Source organism: Mesorhizobium sp. M0139, assembly GCF_040322455.1.
GTDB lineage: Bacteria > Pseudomonadota > Alphaproteobacteria > Rhizobiales > Rhizobiaceae > Mesorhizobium.
In genome coordinates, this window is sequence record NZ_JAMYTN010000013.1 from 184,784 (window position 1) to 202,415 (window position 17,632).

The 17,632-nt window shown below is 62.2% G+C and carries 13 protein-coding genes and 1 tRNA gene; 5 read left to right on the plus strand and 9 right to left on the minus strand.

Translation table 11 applies throughout. From position 1 onward, the window contains the following. Positions 1-57: 57 nt before the first annotated feature. Positions 58-492, minus strand: a complete 435-nt coding sequence (locus NKJ58_RS23020; RefSeq protein ID WP_023829832.1) for a hypothetical protein — start codon at positions 490-492, stop codon at positions 58-60. A gap of 605 nt (positions 493-1,097) precedes the next feature. Here NKJ58_RS23020 and NKJ58_RS23025 point away from each other — a divergent pair. After that, on the plus strand, positions 1,098-2,984 hold the full coding sequence (locus NKJ58_RS23025) for an ABC transporter ATP-binding protein/permease (protein ID WP_352853876.1): 1,887 nt from the start codon (positions 1,098-1,100) through the stop codon (positions 2,982-2,984). Between the two features lie 312 nt (positions 2,985-3,296). Next, positions 3,297-4,664 carry a magnesium transporter gene (mgtE, locus tag NKJ58_RS23030; RefSeq protein ID WP_352561119.1) on the plus strand — a complete coding sequence of 456 codons (1,368 nt, stop codon included), beginning with the start codon at positions 3,297-3,299 and terminating at the stop codon, positions 4,662-4,664. Between the two features lie 73 nt (positions 4,665-4,737). Here mgtE and gor read toward each other — a convergent pair whose 3' ends face one another. From gor to rpiA, 3 genes are all read right to left on the minus strand, one after another. After that, a complete protein-coding gene (gor, locus tag NKJ58_RS23035) occupies positions 4,738-6,129 on the minus strand; it encodes a glutathione-disulfide reductase (RefSeq protein WP_352788761.1) in 1,392 nt (463 codons plus the stop codon). Positions 6,130-6,253: 124 nt separating this feature from the next. Continuing rightward, positions 6,254-6,871 carry a DUF2059 domain-containing protein gene (locus NKJ58_RS23040; RefSeq protein WP_023668979.1) on the minus strand — a complete coding sequence of 206 codons (618 nt, stop codon included), beginning with the start codon at positions 6,869-6,871 and terminating at the stop codon, positions 6,254-6,256. Beyond that, positions 6,858-7,589 (minus strand): ribose-5-phosphate isomerase RpiA, encoded by a 732-nt coding sequence (gene rpiA / locus NKJ58_RS23045; protein WP_352561123.1) that lies wholly within the window; start codon positions 7,587-7,589, stop codon positions 6,858-6,860. Before rpiA ends, NKJ58_RS23040 begins: the two co-directional genes overlap by 14 nt. Positions 7,590-7,744: 155 nt before the next feature. On the opposite strand from rpiA, the gene NKJ58_RS23050 reads away from it, so the two are divergent. Together NKJ58_RS23050 and NKJ58_RS23055 are read left to right on the plus strand one after the other, a co-directional pair. Beyond that, on the plus strand, positions 7,745-8,428 hold the full coding sequence (locus NKJ58_RS23050) for a phosphoglycolate phosphatase (protein WP_352561125.1): 684 nt from the start codon (positions 7,745-7,747) through the stop codon (positions 8,426-8,428). Between the two features lie 127 nt (positions 8,429-8,555). Further along, positions 8,556-8,630 (plus strand) — tRNA-Val (locus tag NKJ58_RS23055). 39 nt (positions 8,631-8,669) lie between these two features. Here the strand turns inward: NKJ58_RS23055 and NKJ58_RS23060 are convergent. The 5 genes from NKJ58_RS23060 to NKJ58_RS23080 all read right to left on the minus strand — a co-directional run bounded on the left by NKJ58_RS23060 (position 8,670) and on the right by NKJ58_RS23080 (position 16,419). Next, positions 8,670-8,942: a hypothetical protein gene (locus NKJ58_RS23060; RefSeq protein ID WP_023696133.1), complete on the minus strand. Its 273-nt coding sequence runs from the start codon at positions 8,940-8,942 to the stop codon at positions 8,670-8,672. 111 nt (positions 8,943-9,053) lie between these two features. After that, the gene (locus NKJ58_RS23065; protein WP_023805164.1) at positions 9,054-11,723 is read right to left on the minus strand and encodes a DNA/RNA non-specific endonuclease; all 2,670 of its coding nucleotides are present in this window, start codon (positions 11,721-11,723) and stop codon (positions 9,054-9,056) included. After that, the gene (locus NKJ58_RS23070; RefSeq protein WP_156940988.1) at positions 11,720-12,985 is read right to left on the minus strand and encodes a hypothetical protein; all 1,266 of its coding nucleotides are present in this window, start codon (positions 12,983-12,985) and stop codon (positions 11,720-11,722) included. Before NKJ58_RS23070 ends, NKJ58_RS23065 begins: the two co-directional genes overlap by 4 nt. 169 nt (positions 12,986-13,154) lie before the next feature. Beyond that, positions 13,155-14,138 (minus strand): trypsin-like peptidase domain-containing protein, encoded by a 984-nt coding sequence (locus NKJ58_RS23075; RefSeq protein ID WP_352497393.1) that lies wholly within the window; start codon positions 14,136-14,138, stop codon positions 13,155-13,157. 16 nt (positions 14,139-14,154) lie between these two features. Further along, complete coding sequence (locus tag NKJ58_RS23080; protein ID WP_352519916.1) at positions 14,155-16,419, minus strand: DNA/RNA non-specific endonuclease; 2,265 nt, start codon at positions 16,417-16,419, stop codon at positions 14,155-14,157. Between the two features lie 508 nt (positions 16,420-16,927). On the opposite strand from NKJ58_RS23080, the gene NKJ58_RS23085 reads away from it, so the two are divergent. Further along, positions 16,928-17,614, plus strand: a complete 687-nt coding sequence (locus tag NKJ58_RS23085) for a Crp/Fnr family transcriptional regulator (protein WP_023668987.1) — start codon at positions 16,928-16,930, stop codon at positions 17,612-17,614. Positions 17,615-17,632: the final 18 nt, after the last annotated feature.

The following is a 17,632-nucleotide window of genomic DNA, read 5'->3' on the forward strand; positions in this document are numbered from 1 at the left end:
AACGGTTTCCCGTTTGTCCGAGAAAACCGGCAACCACTTTTCGGGATCATGCTCGGGTTATTTCACCGTCACCTTGGCTTTGCTGAGGAAGAAGCCATGCCCGTTGCTGCCCGTGCAGGTCAGTCCCTTGGTTGACGACTGGCAGGTAAGCGGCCCTTTGCTCCAGCTGTTGCCATAGGCCAGCTTCGCGACATCGCTGCAGCAGCCCTGCTCTCCCGGATTCTTGATCAATGTCGCCGGGCCGTTCGGCCCAAGGATCACGGTGACGTAGCTGGGCTCGACGCGCGAACAGCTCAGTTCCGGACCGCCATCCTGTGGTTCGTAGGTGCTGGTGCCGCCCTTCGGCGTGTAGATGCAGCCGATGTTGCCGGACGGAGCATTGAACTCGATTTGCCCTTCGGCGCTTGCCGGAATGGTCTGGCTGACGGCATGCGCAAGAGGCAGCCAGGCAAAGAGCGTCACCATTGCGGGAACGGCTGCGCGTGCAAGCATTGGGGAGCTTCCTTGTTGGGGACCGGACATGCATCGGTGCCGACAGTGCCCGGCAAGGTTCATTCCAGTGCGCTTGATTGTCAAACGGTGTTGAGCTGCAGCTAAAAAGCGTGGGCCAACTCATGAGCAGTCGCCGTGCAGGAGCGACGATCTTGCGTGCCCAACCATGATGGCCGGTGAAATGATTCGGGCGGCCTGGGGCGATCACGGACGGCAATTTTTCGGGCGATCCGGTTAGCGCGCGGTGGGAAAACCGGCCGACGGGCAGGCCTTTTGGTCACAAAGCCGTGTATGAGCCTTCCCTCAGGGAATATATTCGCACATCTGAGCGTTCTCGCAACACATTGAAACAAAGGACAAATTTGACCCAAAGACGGCGATCTCGCAGTACCAACTGTTGCCTCATGGCAACGGCGGGTGGGCTGCTTCACATTCGCCGGGATAAAATTCATAGAAAATGATCAATTGGTGTTACTATCCGTAACAAAACTAAAAAAGGTTTGGGCGGGATTGTGATTCGGGTCGACAGACCGCGACGTTCAATATCGGCACTTTGGAAACGCGACGCCCCCGCCGGGCCGTCGCCCCTGACGCCAGTATCGTCGATGCGGACCTTCTGGGGACTGATGCGGGCCTACTGGTTCTCGGACCGGTGGAGAGAGGCCTGGGCTCTCACCGTCGTCCTCGCACTCATCATAGCCCTGTCGAGCAAGGCCGACGTCTGGTTTACCGTGTTGGCGGGCGAACTGGCAGCCTCAATCGCTTTTTTCCACGACGCCGCGAATACCACGCCCCTTGAATCAGTGCTTACCAATGCCGGCCTGCTTGTGCTGCTGGTCGTGTTCAAGGACATGGGAATCATAGGCGCCTGCAAATTTGTATCGGCGACATTGCATCGCAAATGGCGCGCCTGGTTGAACGCGCGTTTCAATGCGGCGCTGCTTGATACCAACCATACTCACTACCACGCTCAGAATGGCTCGCCAGATGCGCCAGCGCCCGACAACATCGATCAGCGCGTGCAGGAATCCATCAAAGACATGGCGGGCGGCGCCATCGGGCTTGCCCAAGGTGTCTTCGGCGTCTTCACCTCACTTTATTTTGTCGGCGGCGCTTTGCTGGCGAATTCCGTGGAGGTAAAAGGCCTGGATGCCCTCGGCAGCTATGGCAGCGCCGTCCTCGCTCTCCTGGCGGTTGCCATCTACGTGCCGGTCAATACCTGGATCGCGATCAAACTCGGCGGAATGCTGGAGTGGCTCAATGTCAGGATGCAGAAGGCCGAAGGCACCTATCGCAGCGAGCTGATCACCTTGTTGCGCCGCAGTTTCCATGTGTCGGCGTCGCAAGGCGAAGACGTGCAAAAGACGATACATGGACGGCTCTATCTCGATATCGATACCACCTGGTCGAAGCTCAACATCGTCAACACCCTCTATGCGGGATTCGAATCGGTCTATAATTTCGTCGGGGCCAAAGTTGTCGCCTACGGACCTGGTCTGGTGCCGTTCATCCACAACGGCGTCGACCTCAAGGGCTACATAACCGGTTCCGAGCAGGTCAACGCGCTGATCAGCAAATGTTCCTGGTTCATCCATGTCATGCCGAGTCTCGCCACCTTGCGGGCCAACAGCCAGCGCGTCATTGAATTGGCGCACGCTATTGAAAACGTCCAACAGCCGCAGGAATTCTACAGCCAGACCGGCCGTTCCGATTTCCACTATGCCAGCCAGAACCCGGTCTTCGGCCTGACCATCCAGAAGCTTGAACTGGCGCATCAGGGTGAAGACGCCACGCCGTTCCTGAGCGCAGCCAATCTGCGCTTTCGGCGCGGCGAGTGGGCATTCCTCAAGGGCGAATCCGGCTGCGGCAAGACTTCGCTGATCAAGGCGATCAACGGCTTGTGGCCTTATGGCCGCGGCACCATCGTCTTCCCTGACGGTGTGAGGAGCTTCTATGCCGCCCAGGAGGTCAAGCTGCAGCAGGTGTCGCTGAAGCAGCTGGTGTGCCTGCCCGGTTCCGAGGACGACTATGGCGATACGCAGGTCGCGGCAGCCCTGCACAAGGCCGGCCTCGGCGATTTCATCGAACACATGGCCGATGAAAGCCGCGAGGGAAAGATCTGGGACCAGCTGCTGTCCGGCGGCCAGAAGCAGAAGCTGGTTGTGGCCCGCATCGTGCTGCAGCAACCGGGACTGTTGTTCCTCGACGAAGCGACCGGCGCGCTCGATCCGGATGGCAAGATCGCCTTCCACCAGGCCATCAAGGACAACTGTCCCGATGTCACGGTGATCAGCATCATGCATGAGGCGGTGCCGCCACGTTCGGCCTCGGGCGAGGAATTCTACCATAGCGTGGTCGCGATCGCCGACGGCGTCGCCACCAAGAGGCCGCTTGTTCCGAACCTTCCGCGCGAGCTCACCACCATCCTTACGCAGCCGCGGCCGGTCGAGGACAAATGGATGCGTTTTTCACGCCGGCTGAAGCAGAAATAGCAGCCACCTGAAGCAGAAATAGCAGCCACGCCGAAGCGCGTTCCGCCACTGGCGGCGGGGCACTCGCTCCCTCCCCCTTCAATAATCATCACAGTCTCGCGATTGGGCCGGCTCCCGGCTGTTTTCCGCCACCCCCGCGATTGACTCGCCAAGATGCGCTCCTATGTTGCGCCCGCTCGCTGAATTCCAACTCGAACCCGCGAGCAGAAAGGTCACCGCGCCATGCCTGGCGACAGTAGTCGAACGCAACCGCCGTCCGCCTCGATGTGACCTCTAACGGCTCACGTCCCGCCGGACGGCAAGGAGTGAGCCATGAACGAATTTACCCCCGTCGTAGCGGGCGACGATGCCGTCGCTATCGCGCGTATCCTTGCCAATGATCACGTCGCCGATGTCGTCGAGGCCCTGAACCGCGAATCTCGCGATACCGCGATAGAACTGCTTTGCGAAATGCCGTTCGAGCGGCTGGTCGAGATCTTCGACCAGCCTGAACTCGACGGCGCCTCCGATCTGGCCGAGGCGCTGCCGCGCGCCAAGGCGTGCAAGCTCCTGACCGCCATGTCGGTCGACCGCGCCGCCGATATCCTGCGCGAACTGGACGAACCGGCGCGCTCCGAGCTGCTCGGCGGGTTGGTCCCGCCGCTGCGGGCAACGCTGCTTTCCATTCTCGGCTATCCCGAAGGCAGCGCCGCCTCGATCATGACGACCGAATTCGTCAGCGTGCCTTCGGATTGGACCGTTGGCCGCACGCTCGACTACATCCGCAAGGTGGAGCGGACGCGCGAGACCGTCTACGCCATCTACATCGTCGACCCCGAGACGCATGTGCTGGTGCGATCGACCGGCCTGCGCCGGCTGATCACGGGCGAGCCGGACGATCCGATCCTGTCGGTGGCGCCGGATCGCGCCCCGGTGACGGTGACGCCGCTTACCGATCGCGAAACACTGGCGCAGACGATCTCCAAATACGATCTGCTAGCGGTTCCCGTCGTCGACCACGGCAAGATCCTCGGCATCGTTACCATCGACGACATCATCGACACCATGATCGAGGAGACGACCGAGGACGCGCATCGCTTTGGCGGCATGGAGGCGCTCGACGAGCCCTACATGAAGATGAGCTTTCTCGCCATGATCAGGAAGCGCGGCGGCTGGCTGTGCGCGCTGTTCATCTCGGAGATGCTGACCGCCAATGCCATGCAAAGCTATGAAGGCGAACTGGAAAAGGCGATCGTGCTCACCCTGTTCATCCCGCTGATCATGAGCTCGGGCGGCAATTCCGGCTCGCAGGCGACCTCGCTCGTCATTCGCGCGCTGGCGCTGCGCGAGATCGGCCTTCGCGACTGGTGGCGGGTGGCGTTGCGCGAATTGCCCACCGGCCTGGTGCTCGGCGCCATGCTTGGCGTGGTCGGCATCTGCCGCATCGCGCTCTGGCAATATATGGGCTTCTACGATTATGGGCCGCATTGGCCGCTGATCGCGGCGACCGTGGGGGCAGCACTCGTCGGCATCGTCACCTTCGGCTCGCTGTCGGGGTCGATGCTGCCGTTCGCACTGAAACGGATCGGCTTCGATCCGGCGAGCGCCTCGGCGCCGTTCGTCGCCACGCTGGTCGATGTCACCGGCCTGGTGATCTATTTCTCGGTGGCGCTGGTCATCCTGCGCGGCACTTTGTTGTAATAAGCTTCAGGGTCCCATCTCGGTGGCAACAGCGGCTGCCATGGGGGGTTCTTCAAGATCGAGCGCGCGGGCGTCAATCGACCCGCACGCCGTTCTTCACGCGGTAGGTAGGCTTGTACATGGTGACCAGTTCCTCCGCTGCCGTCGGGTGGACGGCCATGGTGCGGTCGAAATCATCCTTGGTGACGCCGGCCTTCAGCGGAATGCCGAGCAACTGCGCCATCTCGCCGGCGTCCGGCCCGAGGATGTGCGCGCCGAGCACTTTTCGCGTGGCGCCATCGACCACCAGCTTCGTCAGCATCCTTTCGTCGCGACCCGACAGCGTGTGCCGCATCGGCCGGAATGTGGCGCGGTAGATTTCGATATCGGAGTAGCGCTTGACGGCATCGTCCTCGGACAGCCCGACGGTGCCGATCTCCGGCTGTGAGAAGACGGCGGTCGGGATGGTGTCGTGGTCGGGCGCGGTCGGATTGCCTTTGAATGCGGTCTCGATGAAACACATGGCCTCGTGGATCGCCACCGGTGTCAACTGCACGCGGTTGGTGACGTCGCCGATCGCCCAGATGTTGTCGATGTTGGTGCGGGAATATTCGTCGACAACGATGGCGCCGGTTTTGCCGAGTTCGATGCCGACGCTTTCCAGGCCCATATTCTCGGTGTTGGGGAGGCGGCCGATGGCGAGCATGACCTGGTCGACTGTCAGCACCTTGCCGCCGGTGACCAACGCATCCAGCCTGCCGTCCGGCCGCTTGCGGACCCATTCCGACACGGCGTGGCAGAGAATCTTGATCCCCTTCTTTTCCATGGTCTCGTGCAGCATGCGCCGCAGGTCCATGTCGAAGCGCGACAGTATCTCCTTGCCGCGATAGACCAGCGTGGTGTCGACGCCCAAGCCACGGAAGATATTGGCGAATTCGACGGCGATGTAGCCGCCGCCCTCGATCATGATCGCCTTCGGCAGTTGCTTGAGGTCGAAAACCTCATTGGAAAAGATGCAATGCTCGTGACCGGGCAGCGCCGGGTGCGGCGCCGGCCGGCCGCCGGTGGCGATCAGGATCTGGTCGGCGGTGACGGTGCGGTCATCGCCCAGGAGATGCACGACATGCGGGTCGACCAGCATGGCGCGCGAGTGGAACGTCTCGCCGCCGGCGCCTTTCACGTTCTTTTCGTAGATCGCTTCCAGACGGGCAATCTCGCGGTCCTTGTTGGCGACCAGCGTCGGCCAGTCGAAGCTCGCCTCGGGCACCGTCCAGCCATAGCCGGCGGCGTCGGCAAAATGCTCGGGAAATTGCGAGGCATAGACATAGAGTTTTTTCGGCACGCAGCCACGGATGACGCAGGTGCCGCCATAGCGGTATTCCTCGGCGATGCCGACACGCTTGCCGAGCGCTGCCGCCACGCGCGCCGCCCTCACCCCGCCGGAGCCGCCGCCGATGACGAAGAGATCGTAGTCGTAGCCGGCCATGCTGCTGTTCCTTGCCCCAAGAAATGTTTGAGACAGGTAGGCTGCATGAAGCCAAAAGAAAAGCCCGGTTTCCACCGGGCTTTCTGGTCCAGCGGCAAGGATGCCGGTGGCGAAATCAGACGTCTTAGTTCTTCGGCGCTTCCGGCTGGTCACCGTCTGCGGGCGCATCGCCGTCGGCAGGTGCAGCGCCATCGGCGGGGGCAGTTGCGTTATCCGGCGCAGGCGCGGCCGGGGCAGCGGCCTTCGCGGCGGCTGCCAGCGTTTCGCCGACCTGCTGGGCGAGATCGCGCGCCAGGCCGTTCTGCCAGATGTCGGCGGCCTTGACCAGTTCGCGCGTCACGTTGGGGCCGTTGTCGAGCAGCTTCTTGCCGGCATCGGAATTGTAGAAGGCGGCGATGTCGGTGAGATCCTTCTCGGAGAACACCTTGGCATAGGCGAGCGCTGCTTCCTTCTCCAGATCGGCACGGCGCGAGGCCAGCGCCAGTGCCTTTTCGCTGACGGTCTTGCCGATCAGCTCCTGCATATCAGGGTTCTTCTGGATAAGCTGCTGCTCGAGCGAGGCCGCCGCTTGCGGCAGGATGTTGTCGAACGAGTCGGTCGCGTGGATTGCCGTGACCGCCGCCCGTGCCGCCTTCAGATGCGATTCCGTGATCTCCTGCGAGAACGCCGGGGAGGAGAAGGCGAAAACGGCCGAAGCCGCCAGAACGGCGCAAAGATTGCGAACCCGGTTATGCAACATCATGATCGGTAGAACTCCCTGGTTTTCGGGCGGCATGGACGGTTTGGATGCCGTCGCCGCCGGCGATGATGGCCGCTGACGCCAGCCCGATGAAAAGACCATGCTCGACCACACCAGGAATGGCATGGAGAGCATTCGAAAGCGCTCTTGTATCCGGAATGCGGCCAAAAGATGCATCGAGGATAAAATGGCCGCCGTCTGTAACAAAAGGCTGGCCCCCCGTCATCCTCAATGTAACCGGGCCGGAAAGGCCGAGACTTTTGGCCGCTGCCGCGACCGCGATTTCGGTGGCGCGCAGGCCGAACCGGTTGACTTCGATCGGCAAGGGAAACTGGCCAAGGGTGTCGACCATCTTCGAGCGATCGGCAATGACGATCATGCGCTGAGATGCCGCCGCGACGATCTTCTCGCGCAGCAGCGCGCCGCCGCCTCCCTTGATCAGCGTCAGCGCCGCGTCGATCTCGTCGGCGCCGTCGACGGTAAGGTCGAGCTCGGGCGTTTCCTCAAGCGTCGACAGCGGCACGCCAAGTTCGCGGCAAAGGGCTGCAGTGCGCTCCGACGTCGGCACGCCGATGACGGACAAGCCGGTGGCGATCTTTTCGGCCAGCAGCCGCACGAATTCGTCGGCCGTCGTCCCGGTGCCGATGCCGATGCGCATGCCGTCGCTGACATGGGCAAGGGCAGCCCGCGCGGCCTCGACTTTCAACTGCCTCGCATCCATGCTCGCCCCGGGGATTTGGCTTGGTTCTGATTTTTCTGGATGCGCGCTCCTAGCACTTTTGCCCGCAGGGTCAAAGACTTTGGCTCGCACCGGCTTGCCTGAAAGAAGCGCAGCCGCTATCGCCTGCCTGCAATGCATCAGCCACAGGACAGGCCATGACCCAACCGATCATCGTGTTCGACCTCGACGGGACGCTGATCGACACGGCGCCGGATCTGCTCGACAGCCTCAACCACAGCCTTGCCGCCAGCGAGCTTGCCGCTGTCGACGAGGCCGGCTTCCGGCGTTTTGTCGGCCAGGGCGGACGGGTGATGATCGAGCGCGCGCATACCGCGCAGCAGAAATCGCTGGCGGTGGAGGAGCACGACAGGCTGCTGAAGGTGTTCCTCGACCACTACACACTCAACATCCCCGGCAAGTCGCGCCCCTACCCCGGTGTCGTCGAAGCCATCGCCCGCTTCGAGAAGGCCGGCTATCTGCTCGCCATCTGCACCAACAAATATGAGGCGAATTCGAAAGCGCTGATCGAGGCGCTCGGCCTGACCAAGCATTTCGCCGCGATCGCCGGCCAGGACACGTTCGCCTTCCGCAAGCCCGATGCGCGCCATCTGACCGAGACCATCCGGCTCGCCGGCGGCGACCCGGATCGAGCACTGATGGTCGGCGATTCGCAGACCGACATCGACACGGCCAAGGCCGCCGGCATTCCGGTCGTCGCCGTCGATTTCGGCTACACCGACCGCCATGTCAGGGAATTCGAGCCATCGGCGGTGATTTCGCATTTCGACGCGCTGACGCTCGACCTGGCGGAACGGCTGATTGCGGCGGCGGCCGGCTGAGCGAAACGGGGATTCCGCGGCAGCGCCTGTCCTCGGCTATTTCAGGCACAGAAGGCCGGCGCATCTCCTTGACTTCACGACCCTGCCTCCCTTATATCGCGGCTCGCTTGGCCTTCGGGCAACGAGCGGGCGATTAGCTCAGCGGGAGAGCACACCCTTCACACGGGTGGGGTCGCAGGTTCAATCCCTGCATCGCCCACCATCTTTCTTTCCCTGAACAGCGCACTCCAAGCCAGCACTCCTAGCAGCTGCAACTCGCCCCTTCCCCACCAAAATTCTTCTGCGCGAAGTTCAAGGCGCTTGAGTAGCTCGTGTAGCTCTGGAACTGGCAGACATCGGAGCCGTTGCGCACCTTCATCTGCTCGAGATCCCAGAACGAAACCTCGATGTGATCGTTGGCGCAATAGACCGTGTATTTTTCAGGCTCCAGCGCGTTGGCTTTCTGCAGCGGCATGGAGACGGCTGGAATGCAAAGCGCGGAAAGTGCAAGCATGACGGCGTGACGCGTGCGCATGTAAAAACCTCTGGAGTGAGAACAGCCCGTATTTGTCGCGACGATAGTGAGCGGCGCATCGCGGCTTTTTTACGCGCCCTTGTCTTCGCCCCGCTCGGGCCTTCAGTGTTTCTATATGCTGGTCCATATCTCCAATGTGTTGGCCTTGATGATCGGCACCGCACGGGCTGTCACCAGTCGGCCAGCGGCAACCGTGAGGTCGGCGGCCAGCAGTTCGGCGGCGCCACGGTCGGCGTCGTTGTAGGGGTTGTAGCGAACTTCGTTCTTGCCGGCGGCAGCGGCGACACGTTCTTCGCCAGGGTTTGGAATGCCCCAGCCCAAGGCCCGCATTTTTGCGGAAAGCGCCCCGGCGTCCTCGCGCGCCATGCCGGCGAACTGGACGTAAACCGTCTGTGGGCTCTGCTGGATACGCAGCCGGTCCTTCAGCGTGTTGAGTGCGTTGCGATCCTGCTCACCGATAACAGTCTGGCCGTCGGCTGCCGAAAGGGCGAGATCGGCAACCGCCCGGCGCGCGCCGGCAAACACAGCCAGCCAGTCCGGGCGTTCCCACAATTCAGGCGGTACCCCAAGCAGGGTCTCAAGCACGTTGCGGCGCCCCGCCGGTGTCAGCCCGCTTATGCTTTGCAGGCCGGCCATCTCGACGAGAGCCGCGACGATCTTCTGCCGTTCGACCACCGGAAGGTCTGCGTCTTCGAGGACGGCAATCAGGTCACCGCGCAGTGCATCATTTGCGCCGTCGAGCAGCTTGACGCGAGCCGCCAGTTCGTCGGCCGCGGTTCCATTGGGGCCGCGGTTCTTCAGTGAATCCGTCCATTCGATGAGAGGGTCGAAATTGAGGCTCGTGAGCCTTTCAAGCTCGGCAACCGGGAGCCGATACTGCTCGACGTTGAACGCCCCCGTAGCGTCGGCTGGAATGAAGAACGCATCGACCTCAAATTCCGGCTCTCTCACCTCTCCCTTCACGGCCGCCGACACCGAGGACACCGCGAGCTTCCAATAGGCATAAGGGACCGGCACGCCGTCGACCGGCTGGTCCGCGGGCCGGAAGACAGGACCACTGAAGATGGTCACCCGATTGGCGAGCGGATTGTGCTGCGAGCGAACCCAGTTTTCGAGCGGCACCCATCGGCTGCCGTAGAAAGTACGCGGCTGCGGCATCGTGTTTGGCAGGAAAGAGGCATACTGCGCCAGCTTGAGCGCCGCCGTTGCCGGATCGCCGGCGAACTCCGGACCCCAGGCGATGTCGCTGGCACTTGCAAATCGCGCCGCCAGCCAGGGCCGGTCCGCGCGAAAGTACCAGTTGGGACGAGGCTGGTAGTCGACCGACAATCGGCTGTCGGGTTTCAGTCTGCTGGCGGTGAATTGCAGCGGCAACCTCTGCGACCGATCCAGGTTGACGGCCGAATAGATGGCCATGCGATGAGTTCGGCCCATGACCAGCGAGTAGTTGATGTAATCAAGCGGCGGCGCCACGGCGTCGTTGGCCAGGTCGTCGGTTATCCTGGGCAAGCCGATCGTGGCCCCTATGAAATCGACCTTGTATCCCGAAAGAACGTTAGGCTGTTTGTCTATGTCTTTGCCAAGCAGCGGTTCAAGCGCGGCGCGCAGCGGCGCCGGCAATTGGTCGAGCGCGACCTCGCCGCTTTTGACCTGCCCGGCCAGCTCGACCAGCACCCCCTGTCGCAAATCGGGCGCCAACTTGTCCAGGGACACGCTGCCGAGTTTGAGTTGTTCGACCACAAGCAAGATCGCGGATCGCAAAGTGGCCTGCGTGGCTTGCTGCTCGGCCAGCGTCTTGGCGGCGTCTTCCGCCTTCTTCTCGGCAACGGCAAGTGCAGCCTCGGCTCGCTGGCGTGCGTCTTCCGTCTTTTCAAGGGCGGTGGAAAGCTTTCCATTGAGCTTTGCGACCTCACTCGCCGTCGTCTCGGCATCCTTGCGCGCGTCAACAGCGTCATTTCTCTGGACGTAGGCGAAATAGGTGGTTGCCCCAAGGATCGCGGCCAGGATGGCAAACAGCGCGATCAATATATTCTTGCTGCGATCGCGCTGCTTCTGGCTGTCGGTCTCCGCCTTGGCGCTCGCCTCGACGAACTCGGCGATGTCCGGCCCCTGCGGCAGCTCCGCCGCCTCCTTCAGCGCTTCGCCGCGCAGGAGATAGCCGGGATAGCCGGTGTTCTTCCATTGCCGCGCCTGGGCGGCCACGCGAATGCGAAAGCGCTCGGTCAGCTCGTCCGAACTCAGTTCGTCGTCCGATGCGAAGCCGTCGCCGGATTCGGCACCGTCTTTGGTCGCGACGGCCATTGATTCAGGAACGGCGATGGCGACCGTTCCTGAATCGTTGATTTCACGCGATGCCGATTCGGAGTCAACCGCGACGGCAATTGGCTCTGTTGTTTCGAGCCCACCGCCACCTGCGAAAGACGCGAGCCGCGCCGGGCTGACGTCGGCTGAGGTGATGCCCGGCCGCGTGACCAGTTCGGCGGACCAATAATCGAGTATGCGCTGCGCCGCGCGCCGGTCGGATTCCCGCGCGATGGTGCTGCCGGCGCGCCGTGCCTTGGCCAGGAAGTCGCGGATGGCCTGCGCATCGGGGGCCGTGTTGTCGATGCTGGCTTCCGTCGTCTCGGCGCCGGCCTTGTCGCTGCGGCTCATCGATGGGTCGACGGCTTCATTGCTGCTGGCGATGCGCATCAGCTCGAGATGTGCGATCCGGATGTCGCTCAGCGAAATAAAATCGGCCGGAGTTTCGGTCTCCGTGCCTGTCGCAAGTTCATCGCTCATGGCCCCAGGTCCTCAATGATCTTATGCAAAGGCGTGCTGACGCGGACGATCGAGGCGCATTCCGTTTTCAGCGCCAGATCGACCTGGACGAAGCGTTGCTGGGCCTCGTCCCGATAGGCTTCGAAGGCAAGAATGAAGGCGGTATCGACGGTCTCGCGCGATAGCTGGTCGTTGACGTCGGTGGAGTAGTCGACGAGCGTCGTTCGCCAGGCGCCATTGGGATCGAGATCGGCAAGAACCTTGACCTTCACTTCCAGGTTTCGCCACAGCGGCGAAAACTGGAACGGCAGCGACTTGTCCGCCGCGGCGCCCTCTTCTATCGGCTCGATCATGTCGGTGAGGCTGGCCAGCTTGTTGTCGACGTCCTGCCAGAGCTTATGCTCGACGACGCGCGCATAGATGGTCGACGACAGCACCATGATCGCATCATGCGCAGCCTTTATCAAAGGAACATCCGGGGCACCTGCTGGAAGCTTGCCGGCTATCGTGTCGAGACCGGTGGCAAGAAGCCCGAACGGCAGATTCTTCGCGGTAACGAAAATCTGCTGGTTGAGCCGCGAAGGCACGACGCGCAGCACGGTGCGCACGTCAAACAGCGCGTCGTAGGCGTCCGGAGACTTGTTATCGATGGCAGCCTGCAACTTGATCGCAGCCGCCTTGAGGTCGTCGAGCCAGGCCTGCTCGATATCGTGAAGCGCCGGCCCCGCCGGCAGCTCCATGACCGACTCTCCGATCGAGACACAGAAGAGCTTCAATATTTTGAGGAAATTGCGCAGGACGCGGACCTGTTCCAGGTCGGCCCCCATGTCGCGGGCGGCGACCAGCAAGGTCTGGAAGCTGCCGATGCCATATTGGAAGCTCTGCAGGTGGTCATGCAGGTCCTTGTAGGTCTTGAGGACATCGATCTGGCTGGCGACGGTGGTGAGGCCATCGCCAGCGGCGAGTTGCGCCTGAATGTCCTTGGGCTGCTGGTTGACGGCGTTGAAGCCTGCGAGCGCGGTGTTGACCCGATCGTCGGTGGTCAGGCCAGGCAGTTCGGGCGTCGGTTTCTCGCCCGCGGCAAGTTCATCCAGATAGGCTTTGCATATTGCGGCGCATTGCGGATTTTGCCGAACGACAGTGTTCATCAGCGGCTGCGACAGCTTCTTGGTCAAGGCATAGTCGAGGATGTTGAACCAGACTGTGAGCGCCGCGCCCTGGAGGTTGATGGCGCCAGCGACGATCCCAGCGTCCTTGGTTACCTGCAACCAATCGGGAGGCAATGGGTAGAGATCAGCCAGTTGAAGCCTGAGGTCGAAATAGGCGCTGATCTCTGAACTCCCTGGTGTTTGGTGTGTGGCGTTATAAACCGTCACATCCGAAAAAATTTACATGCCGTAGTCCCAAATCGCCGCGCATCGAGCTGCGCCATCGGTCTGCATAGCTCACCATCTACACAGGCTTGGCCGCGAGGTCTTGGATGATGGTGTCGATCGCAATGCCTTCGTTGCGATAATATGTGCTTTTGGTAGGCGCGTTGGGCTCGGTGAGCCAGCCTCCGCTGTGATGCAGCGCAATCAGGTTCCAGTCGGTGTCGAAGACCGGCGAGCCCGACGAACCCGGCAGTGTGTCGGTGAGATACTGGACGCGGCCGCCGCCGACGAAGGCCACGACATTGGCGACGAACGAAATCTGTTTCTGCGCACCGCCGGGATGCTGGATGATGTTGACATGGTCGCCGGCCTTGACGGTCATGGGTTTCAATTCCAACTCGCCCCATTTGGAGGCATCGCCCTTGATGCGGACGGCGGACCAATCATTGTCCTTGGAGGTACGAAGAGGCACGGCGGTGTCGATGTCGAACTGATCGAGCGGCGCGTCGAGCCCGGCAACGGTGCGCTGATAGTTGAACTGGACCACCGTGCCGGCCAATGAGGCATCGTCAGGCAACACATGGTTGTTGGTGATCAGGATCCCGCCGGTGGTCATGAAGCCGGTGCCGGAGCTGCCATCCGCACGCTTGATGCGCACCACCGATCTTGCCCTGACAAGGCCGAGTTCGAGATAGCTGATCGGCACCAGCGTGCTCTTGTCGCCAAGGATTTTTTCGAGCTGGGCCGGCGCCGTCGCGCCGCTCCAATTGGCGGTCGCGGGGCCTTCGACCGGCGGCGGCGGGGCGTGCTGCTTTGCCTGCAGCAGTGCCTGGTCGCCGGGATTCTCTTCGAGTGCAAAGGCGACGAGGTCGTCGGCCCTGGTCTCCTGCTTTGCGCGCTGGACAATCGCAAACCAGTTGTTGATCGCCTTGTTGTCAAAGGCGATCTGGGCCGTCGAAAGACCGACACCTTTGGCAACACGCACGCCGTCGCCGATCATCGGGTAGAGGTTGGCGAGGATGCGGTTGAGACTGTTCAGTTCGGATTGCGTCCATTCGGTCATGGGATTCCCTCCGACCCTAAGCCTTCTTCTTCCGCTTGCGTGATCCCGCCCGCATCGCAATTTCGGTGCCGCGAACCGTTTCGTATTGGTCGGCGTCGATCAGCGACTGGTCGAAGCTGACGCCGGTCATTTCGGAGATTTCGGTCAGCGGGTACATGGCGCCGATGAATTCTTCGGAGACGGCAAACTCAAGCTGCGTGTCCGACAGATCCTGTTCGAGCACGAAGCCATAACTGGCGATGCCGTCACTGACGCGGGCGACCACCACCTTCCAGAAGCGGCGCGGCACTAGCGCGCGAAGACTGGTGCCTTTGGGACCCTTGCCGGCAAAGGTCCGGTCGTCTTCGGCGAGGACCGGCCCGGCGAAGACGCAAAGCCGCTCGCTCGCCGCCTCCGACAGGACGTGGTTCTCAAGATCGCCCCAGTTCTTCTCGCCGCTGTCGGAGCGGTTGTAGCCTTCGACCTGGGGCGAGCAGTTGGTGACATGGAAGGAGCAGACATTGCCCCTGAGCAGCAGCTCGAAGGTGCTGCCCCAGGCCACGTCATCGCGCCTGACGATATGGCCCTTGTCGAAGGCGCCCTGATCCTGGGTGTAGAAGACGTCGGGGATCTGGTACTTGTCGTCGAGCCGCAGATCCGGGAACCAGCGCTCGCTGAACAGGCCGCCGCGCGAATAGTTGCGGCCCTTTTCCGGCTCGCGCAGGTTGCTCTCCTCGGTGACGTTGGAGGCGGTGAACAGCGCCAGCCGCCGCTTGGCGTGCATCTTGAGCGAAAAATTCTGGTAGTCCAGCCGCGTGCCCCCGTCCCTAAGTGGCGCCAGCACGGAGAGGTCGGTGGCCTCAGGCATGGGCACAATGACCGGTGCGAGTTTAGTGCCGCCAGAGAGAAATTTCTCGTCGTAGCCCTTATAGCCGGCATAGTCCGCGACCGTTTTGGGAACGAATGCGCCGCCTGGAGGGGTCGGCTTGGCCGCTTCGAGTTCGACCGATTCCGTGACCGCTTCATGGGCAGGCGTTGCGCCGAGCGAGACGGTGATGCGCAACGGCACTTCGAAGGTGACGCTGCCGCCCGGCGAAACGACGACGCCTCCGGATGAAGGCGTCTGGGTGGCGACGCCCGGGATCTGCTGGGCGCCGCCGACTTCAACCAGGTTTACGCCCTCGGCCGGCGACCCACTGTCCGCCTTGTTCCACCATGCGCCCCAATCGTTGGGGCCGCCGCTGGCGGCGCCGGCGAAATTGAGGCCGAGGTCGACGACACGCTGGTCCTTGGCGAGCGCGCCGGTGGGCACGGCGTAGTTGCGCTCGAGATAGCGGCCGGCAAAATGCAGCGCCACGACCTCGCCGGTGGCGAGGTTGATCATGGCGGTGCCGGAGTTGCCGCCAGTGGTCGAGCAATCATGTGTCGCCGCGCTGACGATCTTGCCGAAACTCTCCGTATCGAAGCCGCCCTGCAGCATGCCCGGTTGCAGGCGCTTGACCTGGAAACGATTGCGCATGAGCTCGTTCTGGACATCGACCGCGTTGCGATTGTCGAACGCCGGATAGCCGATGGCGACGACTTCCTGGCGCAGCATATCGCGCGCGTCGGCGACCGCGAGCGACAGCGGCGTGATGTTGTCGGGCAGGCCTTCGACTTCGAGAATCGCCATGTCCCAATAGGGATGGATCATCCGGACATTGCGGATCTTGAAGACGTTTCCTGCCGCCGAATCGCGCTTGAAGTCGATGCCGGCGGCGCGGCCGTTGATGAATTGCACATTGCGGTCGCCAAGGCCGTCCGCAAATATCTGCGCCACATGACGGTTGGTCATCAGCAGGTTGCGGCCGACGACGAAGCCCGTGCCGCCGTAAGGGATATTGGTGTCCCACAACAGTTCGATACGCCCGATCGCCGGCAGGGCGGCTTCGATGCGCTGCTTCAATGCGGCCTCGCTGGTAAGCTTCGTCCACAGCGAATGGCCAGGTGTCGGAGCGCCGTCGAAAGTCAGCGTCGTAAAGGTGCCATCCTTGATGTCATAGACCGGCCGCAACTCCGGGATGATTATGGCTTCCAGATCGGAAAGCTGCTCGGGCGCGACTTCGGCGCCCCGCGCGAGGCTCTCCATGCCAGCGCGCGCCGATTCAAACGCCGCCTCCGTCTTGCCGGCTTCCGCAGGCGCAAGGGATTCCAGAGCGCCGCCTGCCATCGTCTCCACGTTGCCGAGGACTGATTCAGTCCCCTCGCCCCCGGTGACGAGATCGAGATATTGACGGATTCGCTGCTCTCTGCTGACCGGCATAGTCGCCCTCAAAGGTTCTGTCGAAGAAAAGAAATGTATTGCCCCATTTTAGGCTGGTGCAATTCTGACTGGCAGGCAAGGAAACAAATCAACTCGCGTCGAAGATGACCGGAGTGCAACGTCGGCATGTCTCTTTGCCGCAGTCGCTCGCGCGATGTATGACGCTCGCATTATTTCAGCGATGCTGTATGTGATCTCCGTCACAGACGCTCACGCTGTTTGCGCCCACCTATCGCAACGGGTGGAAGGGCCATTGCGGCCGCTCGGTTTTACAGAAATTTTATCACCTATCCATTTTTATCAGTTGGCGCCTGCACGCGCGGCTCCTCTCGCCGCGCGTGCAGGCGGCTTTCCGCCCCGCACGAGCCAGGCACTGGGCGCGACCACTGCGCCAAGCCTTTACAAGGCGTAATCGCAAGGGATGAACGCCGGCCTTTGACGCGGTGCACTCTTGCCTTAGACTTCGGCCCTTAAACTTCGCCGATTGCGGCAATTGGGAATTTGGAACATGGCTTTTGGCGGCCCAAACGACAGAAACGATCTGCCGCGCCTGGCACGCATCGATCCAAAGCTGTTCGATATCCTGTTCAGCGGCTGCAAGGTCGAGCGCTACGCCGCCGGCCAGCATCTGTTCGTCCAGGAAGATGCCGCCGACCGAATCTACGGGGTGATGAGCGGCACGGTGGAAATCTCGATCTATTCGCCTGGCGGGCAGAAGCTGGTGGCCAATATCGAGCTGTCGCGCAGCCTCGTCGGCGAGATCGGCGCGCTTGACGGGCGGCCACGCACCGCCACCGCCATCTGCCTGACCGCTTGCGAGCTGGTTTCGCTCAGCAGGACACAACTCTTTGATCGCATTGAGAGAAATCCACCGCTGGCACGCGCGATGATCGAACTTCTGTGCGCCCGGCTGCGCTGGGTCAGCGGCGAACTCGGCGACCAGGCCTTCTTCGGCATCGAGGCGAGGCTCGCCAAACGCCTGGTCTTCCTGGCCAAGGTGATGGCCGACAGCGCCGGCTGGATCCCGATCTCGCAATCGGAACTCGGAGAGTTCCTCGGCGCCACGCGCGAGTCCGTCAACAAGACGCTCAACGACTGGCGCAACCGCTCGTTCATTGCCATCAAACGCGGCGGCCTGCGCATCACCGACACCGGGGCGCTGCGCCATATCGCCGAATCGCAGGACGACGACTGACGCCGATCCCGAATCAGC